13 protein-coding genes are annotated in these 15,270 nt (G+C 43.2%); 6 read left to right on the top strand and 7 right to left on the bottom strand.

The features are described from left to right. Window positions 1–29: 29 nt before the first annotated feature. From AS141_RS09715 to AS141_RS09700, 4 genes are read left to right on the top strand one after another with little or no spacing between them, the layout of a single operon-like run. Complete coding sequence (locus tag AS141_RS09715; protein WP_057937447.1) at window positions 30–650, top strand: thioredoxin family protein; 621 nt, start codon at window positions 30–32, stop codon at window positions 648–650. After that, a complete protein-coding gene (locus tag AS141_RS09710; protein ID WP_057937446.1) occupies window positions 647–1,366 on the top strand; it encodes an NAD-dependent epimerase/dehydratase family protein in 720 nt (239 codons plus the stop codon). Before AS141_RS09715 ends, AS141_RS09710 begins: the two co-directional genes overlap by 4 nt. Continuing rightward, window positions 1,363–1,815: a D-aminoacyl-tRNA deacylase gene (dtd, locus tag AS141_RS09705; RefSeq protein WP_057937445.1), complete on the top strand. Its 453-nt coding sequence runs from the start codon at window positions 1,363–1,365 to the stop codon at window positions 1,813–1,815. Before AS141_RS09710 ends, dtd begins: the two co-directional genes overlap by 4 nt. A 52-nt stretch (window positions 1,816–1,867) precedes the next feature. After that, window positions 1,868–3,337: an ATP-binding cassette domain-containing protein gene (locus tag AS141_RS09700; RefSeq protein ID WP_057937631.1), complete on the top strand. Its 1,470-nt coding sequence runs from the start codon at window positions 1,868–1,870 to the stop codon at window positions 3,335–3,337. A 138-nt stretch (window positions 3,338–3,475) separates the two neighbouring features. Here the strand turns inward: AS141_RS09700 and AS141_RS27275 are convergent, their stop codons facing one another. Together AS141_RS27275 and AS141_RS09690 are read right to left on the bottom strand one after the other, a co-directional pair. After that, a complete protein-coding gene (locus AS141_RS27275) occupies window positions 3,476–6,172 on the bottom strand; it encodes an alginate lyase family protein (RefSeq protein ID WP_082632243.1) in 2,697 nt (898 codons plus the stop codon). Between the two features lie 46 nt (window positions 6,173–6,218). Further along, complete coding sequence (locus AS141_RS09690) at window positions 6,219–6,503, bottom strand: helix-hairpin-helix domain-containing protein (RefSeq protein WP_057937444.1); 285 nt, start codon at window positions 6,501–6,503, stop codon at window positions 6,219–6,221. Window positions 6,504–7,088: 585 nt separating this feature from the next. On the opposite strand from AS141_RS09690, the gene AS141_RS09685 reads away from it, so the two are divergent. After that, on the top strand, window positions 7,089–8,357 hold the full coding sequence (locus AS141_RS09685; protein WP_057937443.1) for an aminotransferase class V-fold PLP-dependent enzyme: 1,269 nt from the start codon (window positions 7,089–7,091) through the stop codon (window positions 8,355–8,357). On the opposite strand, the gene AS141_RS09680 is transcribed toward AS141_RS09685, so the two are convergent. The 3 genes from AS141_RS09680 to AS141_RS09670 all read right to left on the bottom strand — a co-directional run bounded on the left by AS141_RS09680 (window position 8,354) and on the right by AS141_RS09670 (window position 11,583). Next, window positions 8,354–8,734 carry an iron chaperone gene (locus tag AS141_RS09680; RefSeq protein ID WP_232424864.1) on the bottom strand — a complete coding sequence of 127 codons (381 nt, stop codon included), beginning with the start codon at window positions 8,732–8,734 and terminating at the stop codon, window positions 8,354–8,356. The genes AS141_RS09685 and AS141_RS09680 overlap by 4 nt on opposite strands. 50 nt (window positions 8,735–8,784) lie before the next feature. Next, the gene (locus AS141_RS09675; RefSeq protein ID WP_057937442.1) at window positions 8,785–10,344 is read right to left on the bottom strand and encodes a M81 family metallopeptidase; all 1,560 of its coding nucleotides are present in this window, start codon (window positions 10,342–10,344) and stop codon (window positions 8,785–8,787) included. A 138-nt stretch (window positions 10,345–10,482) separates the two neighbouring features. Next, on the bottom strand, window positions 10,483–11,583 hold the full coding sequence (locus AS141_RS09670; RefSeq protein WP_057937441.1) for a VanZ family protein: 1,101 nt from the start codon (window positions 11,581–11,583) through the stop codon (window positions 10,483–10,485). Window positions 11,584–11,723: 140 nt separating this feature from the next. Here AS141_RS09670 and AS141_RS09665 point away from each other — a divergent pair, with 140 nt between their 5' ends. Then, a complete protein-coding gene (locus tag AS141_RS09665; RefSeq protein ID WP_198293519.1) occupies window positions 11,724–12,062 on the top strand; it encodes a nucleotide pyrophosphohydrolase in 339 nt (112 codons plus the stop codon). A 23-nt stretch (window positions 12,063–12,085) separates the two neighbouring features. Here the strand turns inward: AS141_RS09665 and AS141_RS09660 are convergent, their stop codons facing one another. Then, window positions 12,086–13,582, bottom strand: a complete 1,497-nt coding sequence (locus tag AS141_RS09660; RefSeq protein ID WP_232424863.1) for a sulfatase — start codon at window positions 13,580–13,582, stop codon at window positions 12,086–12,088. Between the two features lie 113 nt (window positions 13,583–13,695). Next, window positions 13,696–15,174: an alpha-amylase gene (locus AS141_RS09655; protein WP_057937440.1), complete on the bottom strand. Its 1,479-nt coding sequence runs from the start codon at window positions 15,172–15,174 to the stop codon at window positions 13,696–13,698. Window positions 15,175–15,270 lie beyond the last annotated feature (96 nt).

Below are 15,270 nucleotides of genomic sequence, written 5' to 3'. Positions count from 1 at the left end.
GGTTCTGTTAAGTCCCAAAATCACACAATATGCTAGACCAACAGACCGAGTTGATTACTCCTGAACTCATTGCTTCAGCGCAAAATTATTCAGAATACCGGAAAATGATCTATGAGCTTTTGGCCGAAGAAAAGACCACAGGAACAAATCACTCAGAGAGTTACCTGAACTATACCCGAATGAACGTGCAGCGGATGAATCGCTGGGATAAAACGGCAAAAATCTCGCCTGAATTGGAAAAAATTGTTACCTCCATTGCCTCTCCTCAAGTTTGGCTGGTACTAACAGAAGCTTGGTGTGGGGATGCTGCACAAAGCTTACCTTTCATCGCGAAACTCGCAGAATTGAATCCGCTGATCAAACTGAAATTTGTGCTTCGGGATGAAAATCCAGCGTTGATGGATGCTTATCTTACCGAAGGAGCCAGATCCATTCCGATCTTGATAGGGTTGGATGAGGATTTGGCAAAAGAGCTTTTCGTCTGGGGGCCAAGACCTGAATATCTTCAAAACCGTCTGAAAGCGTATAAGCTCGATCCTCAAAATATTACGCCAAAGGAATTTGCCGATGGTACACATCTTTGGTATGCAAGGGATAAAAACCAATCTTTAGAGAAAGAACTCACGCCTCTCATCTCCTCAACGCTATGAAAATCGCGCTACTCTCAGGAACCTCTGGCATGGTGGGGATGCAAATCCTCCATCAGCTTCTGCAAAACCCGGAGTATGACTTCGTACTTTCTGTTGGGCGGAGAAGGCTCGCTCTGAAGCAGGAGAAGCTTGTGCAAATAGAAGGAGATATGAGCAGGTTATTGGAGTGGAATTGGGAGGACAAAGTCAAAGCCCAAAGCCTTGGGGGTGAATACAACTCACTTGTGGAGAACTTGACTGGGAAAACAGCCGAAGTCCATGCTTTTTCTGCGCTAGGCAGTACCATGAAGCAGGCAGGGTCGAAGGAGAAATTTTATGCAATAGATCACGATATGGTGATTTTCTTTGCTGAATGGGCAAAGCAATTGGGAGCATCAAAGTTTCTATATGTTTCCTCTGGTGCGGCTGATGAAAATTCTAAGTTTTTTTACATGAAAGTAAAAGGAGACGTTGAGCGTGATTTGAAGAAGCTAGGATTTTACTATTTGGGGGTCTTCAAACCTTCACTTTTGATGGGAAATCGCAATGAATTTAGGTTTTCAGAAAGTGCGGCGCAGGTATTGATGAAGCCTTTGATCTGGCTGAACATTTTCAAGAATATCCGGCCGATTTACGATTACCAAGTGGCCAAAGCCCTAGTAAAGACTGCGTTGGCCAAAAAATCAAAATCAGTAGAAATTATCTCCTCCGGAGAAATGCAAGACCTAAGCAAATGATTGCAGTTATTCAAAGAGTTTCTGAAGCATCTGTAAAAATAGATGGAAAAATCAAGGCTGAAATCGGAACCGGTTTGATGATTTTGCTGGGTGTGGAGGATGCTGATACAGATGAAGATATTTCTTGGCTCTCAAAGAAAATCGTGAATCTGAGGATTTTTCCGGATGAAAATGAGGTGATGAATAAAAGCCTCCTCGATATAAGCGGTGAGATTTTACTGATCTCCCAGTTCACACTTCATGCCAGTACGAAAAAGGGAAATAGGCCTTCTTACATCAAAGCCGCAAAACCTGATATTGCAATTCCATTGTATGAGAAAATGATCGGTGCTTTGCAGGCTGAAGTCAGTAAAGCCATAGGTACAGGCGAATTCGGTGCGGATATGAAGGTTGCCCTAGTGAATGATGGGCCTGTGACTATCTTAATTGATAGTAAGAATCGGGTGTGAGGGGAGTAAATTTTTAAATTTTCCAGTTTTATAATCTTTGAATCTACTTATTTTGCAATCACTTCTACAAATCACATCTGCCCAAGTTCTCACTAAGGGAAGACAAACTTTCGAATCACTGGAATTCACTTGGAGGCCCGGACAGCAATGGGCTATTATCGGTAATTCAGGAGCAGAGCTTACGGCATTTATAGAAACTATTCGCGGCAATTCTGTGGTGTCAAAAGGCGGAATTATCCGTCCTTTTGCGAAAGAATATACCCAAGGGAAGACCGAGGCTGGCGAGATTAATTCCTTTCGAGATCTGATTGCCTACGTGTCACAACGCTACGAAATCCGAAACAAATCGAACCAGCAAAACTTCTATTTCCAACAGCGATTCAACTCCTCAGAATCAGAGGAAACTGCCACGGTGCGGGAATATTTGGAAGAGGTAAAAGCGAAAGTTGCCGGACCTTGGACCATGGAGAAAGTATCAGCATTGCTACAATTGGAGCATTTGCTGGATAAGTCAGTTCTGTTGCTCTCCAACGGGGAAACCCGTCGCTTAGCCCTGGGATTGGGACTGATGCGACAGCCGGAGATCTATCTCATGGACCAGCCAATGACTGGTTTGGATGTAAAAAGCAGAGCCGAATTTGGGAACGTCCTGAAAGCGATAATTTCCGAAGGAGTGCATGTCTTATTGACTACATCTGCAAATGAAATTCCGGAGGGGATCACCCATGTGGCCAAATTGGGAGATGGGGGCATTAAAGAAACCTGGTTGGCTGCAGACTTTCATTTGACCGCCAGGCGTGAACAAAAGCTTGCGTATGAATGGGAGTTGCTGGATTCGCTTTTGCCAAAAAATCCTGAAGAAAATACCGAAGTCATCCGTCTGGAAAACATTAACATTAAGTACGGTGATAAGCAGATTCTAAAGAACTTCAATTGGGAAGTAAGGTCAGCAGAGCGCTGGTTGCTCAAAGGAGCAAATGGTTCTGGGAAATCAACCTTGATCAGTTTGCTGATCGGGGAAAATCCGCAGGCCTATTCGCAGAATTTTTGGCTTTTTGGGCGTAAGCGGGGAACAGGAGAGAGTATTTGGGACGTAAAGAGGCCCACAGGATTTGTAGCGCCCGAACTCAGCCGATTCTTTCCTGCGAACCAAACCTGTAGAAAGGTGATCCTTTCCGGGTTTTTCGATACCATGGGATTATTCAAAAAAGTGACCGAGGAACAGGAAACTTTAGCTAAATCCTGGATGAAGCTGTTTCACTTGGAGTCGGTAGCAAACATCCCTATTAACCGACTTTCACTAGAAAACCAACGCTGGACTTTGCTTGCCCGGGCAGTTATCAAGCAACCCAAACTCCTGATCCTGGATGAGGCTTCGCAGGGAATGGATGAATTTCAGCGGAGGCTTTTCAAAGATACCGTGCAGCAAATGTGTGTGCGAAGTGCCATTACATTGATCTATGTCAGCCATTATGCTGAGGACGTGCCTGAGGCTGTGGAGAAGGTGATGGAGTTAAATTGATGGTTGATGGCACAGACCACGGGTTTAAGGGTGGATCGTGAGGAGGTAGATCGCGTGTGCAGAGAGAGTATTGCGCACATTCAGGGCTTTAAAACTGTTCAATCTATAGCAATGATTCCGTTGTTAGATGTGGGAAACCTAGTTAACTTCCACCCTCACTTCCTTAAACATCAGCTCATTCTCGCTCAGCCTTAATTCCTTTCCGCTGGAAGTGGTTACATTCTTTAGTCGTACTTCTTGGGTGATAATATATGGAAACTTTTCTCTGTAGGACTCATCTTTCAATTGAGGATTGAAATTTCCAAAAATAGCTGGGCCGAGATAATTTTCAGGATGATTGGAGTCGTCGATTCGTAGGTTTTCGATGATGATTTGTTCTGGCATATAGCAGGTATAGCCAAAGTCATGTTGACCAGAATTTGATCCGCTGAACAGGGTTACACTGGCTGTCTTCCCTCCTGAAGGCACGAAAGTACAGTCGCGGATAATTAATTTTCCCTGCCAGGTACTGCCATAGTCAGGACGCAGGTTGATCAGGCTTCTGCCGCGGATGTTACTATTCTCTACAGTAAATATCCCAGTGCCAATGGCATTGATTCCCATATGACCGAGTGTGGAGTTGCGGATGGTGGCATTTGCCACACCCATGTGAGCATCGAAGCGGGAAAAGGTACAGTGATCGAAAAGCAGGTTTTTGCTGAAATTGGAACCCATAATTCCCCAATAGGTGCTGTCATCGATGTCATTTGTTTGGCTGCAGTTAATGAATGAAACATTCAATGCGCGGCCCACTATGATATCGTAAGAACCCATAGAAACAGGCTTTCCTGCTGAACCGATAGTTTGGTAGGTTTTGTGTCCTGTCAAGAGGGTGTTTTGCACAGTGATATCGGTACAGTTGCTGATGTTTAGAAAACCGTTATAAGGCGCGCCATGTTCTCCTTCTCCTTTGATTCGGTGCTCTAATCCATCTACAATTACATTGGAGCGTTGAATGGAGATGTTCCGGCTATAATACGTGTACTTTGATTTCTCATGGTTGGCAATTGTAGTAAAGTTTCCACCTGTGATGTTTAGCGTTTTTTCGTCAATAGGAAGAGCAGTAATATCCGTTATTTGGCTAAAATCCCATATAACAGGCGCTTTTTCATCAATATTTCCATGTTTATCTACCAGAAAAATATCTGTTTGGGAAGTGCCACTGTTCTGGTTGGGCCCAAAGCGAATATATCTTTTTGTGCTAGAATCAGTGACGGTTATCAATGCAGGTCCTTGTAATTCTATATCGATTTTCTTTTGGTTTTTCTTAAGTGAGGTTATTCCATCTAGTTTATATGGATCAAGATTTGAGCTAACCAAAAAAACGGGTGCAGTGTGATTTTGTACTTCTCTATCGTCAATTAAGAATGAGGCAGTTCCAAAATCAGTATCAGTCTGGACGACGGCTGTGAGTTCTTTTCCTCCGATGTAGTAAGTGGCCCCCTTGTCAGCTTTTACAGGCAGTCTATGTTCATTGGCAAATTCATGAGCTGCTACAATAGCTTCCATATCATCGGTTCTGCCATCGCCTTTGGCACCAAAGTCACTATACCGAATTTCTCCAGAAGCTAGTAATTTTGTGGTAAAATCAGGATTTACGGATTGACCAACTTGTATTTTATCTATATCTGAAAGCCAAAGCATAGGAAATCTTACAGGCATATTTCGGATGACTTCAGGTGTGTCGAAATCAGCATTGAGTGAATTCCATAGCTCCAAGTAGCTGCTTTGATTGTACGCAAGTCCTCCAAAAAGCAAAAAGGAATGTCGCACGGGCCAGTTGTCCCAAAACATCACATCTTTTTGGTATGGCCAAGTGTCTTTATCTGCTACGTAAGGATAAAGAAATGAAATTCCTCTGGCCAGGGACTTTCCATCGGGAGTTTGGTAGGTAAACAAGTTCTCTGCACTGCCTGCATAGACCTGACAAAGCGTAGCCATTGCATCGAGGGTAAAGAGAGAATAACCATAAGGTTTGGTTCGCTTCAACTCTAGCGGGAAGCTACCGTCTTCCGCCATTTGATCGGGCAGAAGAACTGTTTTATACATTTCCTTACAATAGTCAAGCACTTCCTGGTTACCGACGAACTTCGCAAAAACTGACGCCTGCATTGCCCAGCACACACTGTGATTATTGCCATGATCCCGCTCATCTATCCCATAGGGATGCGTGGTAATCCAGTCCAGGTAGGTTGCAAACCAGTCTTTCATCTGCTGGATTTCAGAAGCTGGAATTATCCCGGAATCCTGCACTGCCTCAATCGCTTTGGCAACCTCCATCAGTTGAATGGTGTCGATGATGCCAATGCCGCGTCCGGTTACTTTTCCTTTGATGGCTTGGGCGTAGAGCAGATTTGGATGCATCTTGGTTTGCTCGTTTAAAAACCATGCGCTCAGATGTGGAGCCAAAGCGGTGACATAGTCATCCTCTTTGGTCACCAAATAAGCCGAAGCCAATGCTCCTGAAATCTGGCTAAAGCGGATCATAGCTTCACGATGCGCGGTGAAATTATCCGGGTTGGTCAGACCATCTCTCTGTATGTATGGGCCATCAGGATTTTCCGGATCAGGCCACCAATAATCTCCCTCGGAATAGAAATCATGGATTCCACCTGCACTTCTGGGGCTGCTTTCGGCAGTTACGGTGATTGGTTTTAGACTTTTGAATTTTTCTGCCAGGCGGATAACTCTTGTCCGTTCTTTTGAGAAAAGGTCTGTTTTGGCGACACCTGTCTTTTCCTGATTGGCAGAAAATGAACTGAAAGCAAGAAATAGAATTAGGATGTAATTGATCATTTGGGACTAATAAGGATGAATTGCAACGAGGGCTTTAAGATGCAATTTATTGGGGGGATTTGAAAACCAATCCCTTTTCCGCCATTGCCTCTTTTAGCTTAGGTATTGAGCTTTTTCCCATGCCATGAAGAGCGAGAATTTCTTTTTCAGTGAAGCATGCAAGTTTTTCCAGGCTGTCAATTTGCATAGACTCGAGGGCTCTACCTGCAGGTGCGGAAAGCTTGGGCATAAACCCTTCTTTAGGTTTTCTCTCCTTTTCACATGTAGGGCAAGTAGGACAATCACTGGATTTAAAAAACTGATGACCGTTTTGACACGTTTTGAGTGGCATAGAAATAAGGTTTTTATACTATTCCTAGCAATTTATGGAGTCCTGGCTAAGAATAGCCATAGCGGGTATACGCAAAATGATGAAAAGAATCCTTGGTAAGGCCAAGTAAGATAAGATGGTATTGTGTTTTTGTCTATAACAATGCTATAGTTGCTCCAAGGAGTAAAGAGTCCAGGGAATTAAATTTAACCAGGGATTTCTATAGCCAGCTTCGGTTTTTGAATCAGCCTGGATTGATTTTCGAAGCAAGGGATTTTTCCAAAAAAGCGGAGTAATCAATCGGGGATTGAATTGATAGACTCGGAGATCATTCATTCAGCACAAAACTTTAGGCTGGAGATTGGGACTTTGGATAAGAGGCCTTTACTCTTTTGGAGTAGAGCTGCTTATGTGCTTTAGTCTTATTCCGATCAACCTATATTTCTGCTCACTGGTAGTATTCCCTTTGATTATTTCGTAATCATTGCCTAATTCATAAGATAGCCACTAACCTTATGAAATCGAGCATGACTCCAAAGGCACACACTGGGATGATTATAATGCATGCGAGATTCCATATGACCTTAAAAAGACAATTATAAACAGATGAAAAGCAGAAGATCATTTATCCAAAAAATAAGTGCTGGTTTAGCAATTCCAAGCCTCGTTTCTTTTAATTCTCCAACTCGAACTACACCAAAATCCATCAGCCATTCTCTTCAGGGAGAGGGGTATTGGGATGAGGTTCGCAAGCAGTTTCCGCTCAAAGAAAATAGGGTTTATCTGAATAACGGGACTTTTGGGCCATCACCGCAAGTGGTTTTGGACGCTTTACAGACCTGTTTTGTTGAGACAAATTCTTCAGGAGAATATGGGCATATTGAGCCTGAGCGTGAAAAATTAGCTGCATTTGTGGGAATCAAAACTTCCGAAATTTCGCTGACGCACAATACCACAGAAGGGATAAACATCATGTGTTGGGGGCTTCCACTGAAATCTGGTGATGAGGTGATCATCACGCTTCATGAGCATGTGGGAAATGCACTGCCTTGGCTGAACCGTGCGAAATTGCATGGGATTGTCCTGAAGCCTTTTGAGCCAAAAACAACTCAGGAAGAAAATCTTGAGCTGATCAAAAGCCTGGTCACTGCGAAAACCAAAGTCATCGCCATTCCTCATGTCACCTGCACGACGGGACTGGTTTTTCCGATCAAGGAAATTTCAGCTTTTGCGAGAAGTAAAGGGATATTTACAGCTATCGACGGAGCGCATGGAGCTGGAACATTCGACCTTGATCTGCATGATTTGGGCTGTGACCTGTATGCAAGTAGCTACCATAAATGGGTTTTGGGACCAAATGGAACAGGTTTTCTATATGTCAGAGAAGGGATTTTGGAGCAGGTTCAAGCCTATCAAATAGGGGCTTATTCGGATCTGGGATGGAATATGTATCAGAATCCACCCGAATTTAAAGGCTATGTGCCAACAGCACACCGCTTTGATTATGGAAGCCAAAGTCTGCCAATGATGAAGGGAGCGGTGGCTGCAACAGATTTTCACACTGAAATTGGAAGAGAAAAAATTGAGACCAGAATACGCGGGCTGAATCAATACCTATATGATGGACTTTCAGAGATGAAATCCATGTTGGTTATCCTGAGTTCACCAGAGTCGGAATCCCGAATAAGTATGGTGACTTTCAAACCAAAAGGCAGAGACTATCAGGAAGTGGCCGGGTTGATAAGCAAAGAAGGATTCAGAATCCGCCAGGTTCCTGAGAGTAAACTGGATGCGATCAGGATCTCTACTCACCTCTATAATAGAAAGGAGGAAATTGACAACTTTTTGAAGTCTTGTCAAAAAGTGCTGGGTTAAGCTTTCTTCTTTTTGAGCTTTGCCCGATCCTCAGCTTCAAGAAATCTAAATTGACTGATGGCAGCGATCAAATCTAAGGGCAAAGGTCTGTCCAAGGGGAATTGTATTGCGCCTTTAGAAGTAACATAAGGTTCTAACTCTTTTTTGAATTCACTCACACCACTATTGGTAGGATAGAAGCCGATATGTTTTTTTGCAGCTGCGAAGTATACCAACACCTCAGTAGTTTTGTAAGCTGGCATACTGTAGCTGATGACTTCTTCGGCTTTTGGAATAGCTTTCTGAATTGTCGCACGCATTAGCTCCAGCTTTTCTCTTACTTCAGGAGAGCACCAGCTCAGATATTCTTCTACGGAGGATGGTTTGGAGTTCATCATAATATAAAATAGTTAGATAGTAGAAACAATACCCAGGATTTTCTGTCATATCAATCTAGCTTATCGGCAGCTGGAACCAACTGAGCACTCAAATCTGGATCAGGCATGTCCTTATCCAACGGGAACATAGGACGATTGATTCGCTTGTAACCCAACCGCTCCAAGTCCTGATCCACGCCTCCCGGTGTCATAGCCATTACCCAATCGGCTCGCATATCATATAATTCAGGAACGAGGTAACCGATTTTCACCACAACGATATCAGCTTCTCTTGGTTTAAGGCCAAGGTTTGTAAAGTCGCTTTCGTTATGATAGGGTTTGCGCTTTTTGGTCACGATTACATGGACGGAGCCTACTTTCACTACGACTTCCACTTCGGCAGCTCCATCGCCTTCTTTGATCGCCTCAACAGTTCCCTTAAGCAAAACAGGTGGTGCAAACCTGTTGTCAATTGCTGCTCCTGCTGTTCCTTCAACTTTCCCGCCTACACCAGCTGCAATTGCTTTCTCAACAAATTCAGGACCTGGAATAGAAGCATAAATCAAGGTAGGACCATTTTCAGATTGGAACTCAGGTCTGCTCAGTATTTCAGTCAACGTCCAGGTTACATCACCGGCTCCCCCGGCAGTGGGATTATCGCCCATATCTGAAATCATAAAGGGCTTTTTGTCTGAAGCAATTGCCCTATCTAAGCTTTCGTCCAAAGTTGCTACAGGAGCCACGAATTCAAATTCATTCCGAACGTCCCAAAAACTCTTGGCCAGCTCTTCTGCTGACTCAGTTACTGCCTTTTGATCATCTCCGGTGACCATGACTACTGCGTGATTCCTTGGCTCATCTGCCCAGGCATATCCAATCCATATTGCGGCATCGATCACACCTTCTTTTTTGGTTATCGGATCTACTTTCGCGTAGAGACTTTTACCTGGGTCGATTCTAGTACTTGTCTTTTCACCAGGAAGTAAAATCGGAACAGGAATCCACGCTTTGTAGGCAGGTTTGCCTTTGCCGCTTTCCAATCGATCCAACATGTTTTCCACCGCCCTTTGCTTTGATTCCAAAGCATCTTCATGTGGTGCCATTCTATAGCATGTAATAAGATCTGTATTTTCTGCCAATCGCCGGGATACATTTCCGTGCAAATCCATAGAGGTAGAAATCAAAGTTTCTGGCCCAACAATCTCCCTCACCCGGATGATAAAATCGCCTTCTGGGTCATCAAGACCTACTACGCTCATTGCACCATGGATATCGAAGAAAAGGCCGTCATAAGGCAGATTTTCTTTCAGCATGTCCAAGGTTTTGCCAACCAATTCTTCATAGGCTTCCCGGGTCACAATTCCACCAGGGATGGCATGTCCTCTCAACGTAGGAAACCATTCCGCTCTTGCTCTATCTGCAGAAGCCGAATCCAGAAATGGGTAATAATTAAAAATATCTGATCCTTCTCTGGTACGGAAAGCAGCGACATCGCTGGTAGCAGGGGAAAACGTACTAGACTCAATGGCTAGGCCTGCAATGGCGACGCGAGGAAGTGGCTTGGAATCTTCCTTTGTGACGCAAGAAATGGAAACTAAGAGGATGGAAAGTAGCGCAATAAAATTTCTCATGGCGTAAGCGGTGGTTTTTGGTTTCAGGTGAAAGTAAGAGTTACAAAATCACAGGCTTCAATTTAAACCATCATTTTGATACATAATAGAAAATTTTCAAGAATACTATGATTCTAAGTCAAGAATTTCCAAAAAGCCTTAGTACCCGGCGTTATTGCGATTTACAAGAACCTGTGTAGTATGGGCAAATCTATCCAACCATCCCCGATGGTCTTTTCGGATGAAGGTGACCATGACTGTACCAAAAAACCATATGGCCAAAAAAAGCAGATACAGGAATAAATACAGTTTATCGTCAAAACGGGTGTCTATTAAAAACCTTGAGATTTCACCCACCAAAAAGGGGAGAATCAAAAATATACCATACCGCGCAATAAGATCCCTATAGGTCAGTCTAAGCCCATCCATCCTGATAATCCGTATTCCAAGTAATTTTTTGCCAAATGTCTGCCCATTCGTGAGCTTACTGACCAGAATAAAATAGAAGAAAATAAGACCAACTTTCATCAGAGACAACAGCCAGATATTGGTAGAAATACCTTCAATGATATAGGAAGTAAATAGAATAACCAGCAATGAATCCACGAAAATTGCCAGAAAGCGCTGTGTTAGCGTGACATCACTCTGGTTTAAAAGAGGCTTTCTCGATACATTGGGCAGAAGATCAGAGTACCTGGCAATGACAAATCCAATAAAGCACCCAAATGTATTTGTGATTAAATCATCCACTTCAAAATGTCTATAGCGGCAGGGATACAACCCGTAAAGTGCCGTGAGTTGAGTAACCTCAAAAAAGAGAGAAGATAGTAAGCCTATGAATGTTGCTATGGCCACGTACCTGATTTGAAATAAATACCTTAGAAAAAATCCAAGTGGCATCAGTAATAACACATTAAAAGCCGTCACCATAAAGGCGTTGCTTTTTACAATACTGAATAATGAAATATTGCCCTGAACCTCCCGGAAAGTATCTTTTACAAATCGAAAGGGGAAAAAACTTGGAATTACTTTTCCGGCTCTCCTTGCGCAGAAATCTTCAGTAATTTCGGGTAAAGGCAAAATGGTCAGGAAAAATGCCGTCATCGCATAAAACGCAAAAATGTAAAACACCAAACTTCTGTTGAATTGGACGTAGCCGACTTTTCTGTATTGAAAATAGGCATATGGTACAAAACTCAGTACAGCGATTAGGGGAAAATAAAGAATGGAGGTACGGATTGCCTCAAAATACTGACTCATTAGGTTTGCCTACTTTTTTAAAAGGATAATGCACCGGTTTCACAAAAACTTCCACGCTGCAATAACCGAACCCATTGAATGCCAGTTTGGGAAAATGCATTCCTATATATTGTTAATTTTGACAAACGCAATCAGCTACTATGACAAACGAAATCACACTCTCCGAAGCACAAAAGCAGGTAGACCATTGGATCAATACGATTGGTGTACGCTATTTCAATGAACTTACCAATATGACCATTTTGATGGAAGAGGTAGGGGAACTGGCGAGGATTATGTCCAGAACCTATGGCGAGCAGTCCTTCAAGGAGTCTGATAGAGGGAAGGATCTAGGCGATGAAATGGCAGATGTACTCTGGGTGCTGATCTGCCTTGCGAATCAAACCGGTGTAGACCTTACCGAAGCGATGAAAAAGAACTTTGAGAAAAAGAATATCAGAGACATCGACAGACACAAGAGCAATGAGAAACTCAAATAGAAAATGAGTTACGTTCAAATGAATTACTTTCGGTCGTATAATCCACTGTTTCCTTTTTCCAACAGCGGTAACAGTTCGGCTACAATACCTGGGTATTCCACTGCGATATTTACTGATTCTAACGGATCCCTCTGATGGTCATAAAGTTCTATGACTGGCTCCGCCTCACGAAAATACTTGGTCAATCGGTATCGCTCAGTCCGCAGGGTAATCCCGCTGTTATAGTATGAATAAGCAACTTGCTCATTTGCTCCTTTTACACCATTTAGTACATTCACAAAGCTCTCTCCATCTAAACCGACAGGGCTTTCTATTCCGAGCAATTCCATCAAGGTAGGATAGATGTCCACTGATTCTACGATTGTATCCTCGATTTTGGAAATATTCTTACCAGGTACTTTAAAAATCAATACGCTGTTAAGTGCATTATCATAAAGTGTATGCTTGCCCCAAATCTGTTGCTCACCTAAGTGCCAGCCGTGATCCCCCCATACGATTACAATAGTGTTTTGATCAAGTTTCAGCGCTTCAAGCTCTGCTAAGAGCAATCCGATCTGCGCATCTGAATAACTGGCCGCGGCGTAGTAAGCATGTTTGATTTTCTTGGCATAAGCCTCAGAAAGCCGCCGGTCCAACCCTGCTTTTTCCTCCCCAAGAGCATATTGATTGAACTCGCCGCTTTCTATCAAGCTGCTGTTTGAGACATGTTTAGGTTTTTCTGGATTAGCTGGCAGTGGGATCTCATCTTCATTATATAGATCCCAGTATTTCTGCGGGGCTGTGAAGGGTAAGTGAGGTTTGAACAAACCTATTCCCAGAAAAAACGGCTGAGATTGCTTTTTCAGCTCTCTGAGTTTTTTGATCGCTAACTGTGTAGTAAGTCCATCAGGATAACCTAAATCATCTACCTGCCCGGCCTCATAGGGTTTTACCTGTTTTTTCATACTTTGGCGATTTCCACCGTCAGCATATCCAAAAAAAGCATTCCATCCAGTCCCCCATTTTCCATTATCAAAAAGTAATTCATCCCAGCTATAAGGCAATTCTTTTTGGTCAGAGACCTCTTCCTCATATCCATAAACATAACCGTCAGCGGAATGCGAAATCTTTCCAATTCCCACGGTATGATAGCCGTTCCTTCGTAAATGATGGATAAATGTCTCAGGTATTTCAGCTTCCGGCTTTTTCCGGAATTCATCGGCCATGATATTATTTCCCAATTCAGCGGTTCTTCTAGGTCTTTTTCCTGTGAGAAAAGCAGCACGTGAAGCGCCACATGTCGGAACTTGCACAAAGTGATTTGTGAAACTTACTCCCTCAGATGCCAGTTTATCAAGATTTGGAGTGATGATCGCAGTATTTCCAAAATGCCCAAGTTCAGCTCTTAGATCGTCTACGGCTATAAGTAGGACGTTCGGTTTGGAGGATTGGCCATAGCTGGGCAAATAGATAGGCCCCAGTGCTACCATAAGAAGGAGAGATCTCAAAAAATTGTTTTCAAATTTCCAGGTTGGTTTCATGGTCTTAATCTATACCATTTGCGTTGTAGTTAAAAGATGAATTCCAGGAACTTTTGATCAGTAGGAAGAAAAAGAAAAAAGCCGGCAGGTATTGCCAGCTTGTTGAAATCAAATCAATCCGCTTCAGTCCAGACGGAAACGGAACCTGGAGTGCAATGAAAGTCGGCCCAGCCGGATTCATTTACCCAGACTTCATCTGGGACTTTTCCCAGCATATCTCTGAACTTCTTTCCGGCATAGCGTGATCCAATTTCCATAGAAATGGTAACTCCGTCGCTATTCGACATGACTACGGCGCAACCGCTATGCTCTTCATCCCCTTCTCTGATCCAGCCGATCGCATTTGCAGAGTGGAAGTAATCCCGCTGGGTACCAAAAGCAAAATCCTTCCGGGCATAAAGCATATTTTCCAACTCAGCCACTCTATTGATAAAGATCTCGTGATCCTGGCCATCATTGCCTTTGTCCCAATAGCTCGCTCCAAACAGATCGGGATAAAAAACGCAGGGATAACCATCTTTGCGCAGTAAAATCAGTGCATATGCCAGAGGTTTAAACCAAAATTCCACGGGAGCTTCCAAGGCTTGCAAGGGTTGCGTATCGTGATTATCTACCAAGGTAACCGCTAGTTCAGGTGAGTGGGAAACCAATGTTTTATCAAAAATCCTACGCAGATCATAGTCACCTCCCGAGTTGGAAGCAATGTGGAAATTATGCTGCAAGACAGAATCGTATAAACTCATGGCTCCTTCGGTCGCTTCAATATATCTGGTAAGTAATTCCAGATGCCCGGGTGCCCAATATTCGCCTACAGCAAATATGTCTTTGCCAATTTTCTCCCGAAGGAAATACAGGAATTCCTTGAAATACTGTGGGGGAATATGTTTGACAGCATCCAACCGTATCCCATCATAGTATGTCAACCCATGAAGCCAGGTAGCATAGTTGAGGAGTTCATCACGGACAGCAGGATTTCTGAATTCAATATCGCAGAACACCAGAAAGTCATAATTCCCTTTTTCATCGTCAATCATATGCTCCCAATCGTTCCCATACTCGCTCAACAGATTAAAAATACCGTGCTCCTGAGTGCGATGATCATAGTCCACACCAGTGAAGCAGTGCTTATCCCAGATGAACTCCGAATAGATACCATTTCTTCCTGGAAAAGTGAAGCGAGTAAAAGCTTCTATTTCAAACGGTTGAGAATTGTTTTCGAGGCGGTTTTCCTCGTTGACACGTATGGCTTGCACCAGTTCTACCTCGTCTCCACCGGCTTTGTGATTAAAAACAAAATCAACAATCACCTGTACACCTCGATCATGCAGTGCCTGGGTTGCTTCTATGAATTCATCCTTTGTGCCATATTTGGTCCTTACGCTTCCCTTTTGATCAAATTCTCCTAAATCGAATAAATCGTAGGTGTCATATCCTACACTCCTTCCTCCGAGCATTCCTTTGGAAGCAGGAGGAAGCCATACACTTGTGACCCCGAGATATCCCAGGTACTCTGCCTTTTCTTTCACTTCTTTCCAAAGCATATCTTCTGGGGTATACCAATGGAAAAATTGCATCATTGTTCCGTTTTTCATAAGTAAAAGTGGGTTAGTCAGTGGTTTGGACTAATCGATAAACGCCAAAATATAAATAGGGTTTTAAACAATTTTAGAATGAGATTATCTGATCCT

The sequence above is a fragment of the Algoriphagus resistens genome (assembly GCF_001442615.1).
Lineage (GTDB): Bacteria > Bacteroidota > Bacteroidia > Cytophagales > Cyclobacteriaceae > Algoriphagus > Algoriphagus resistens.
This window is presented reverse-complemented; position numbering and strand designations above follow the sequence as displayed.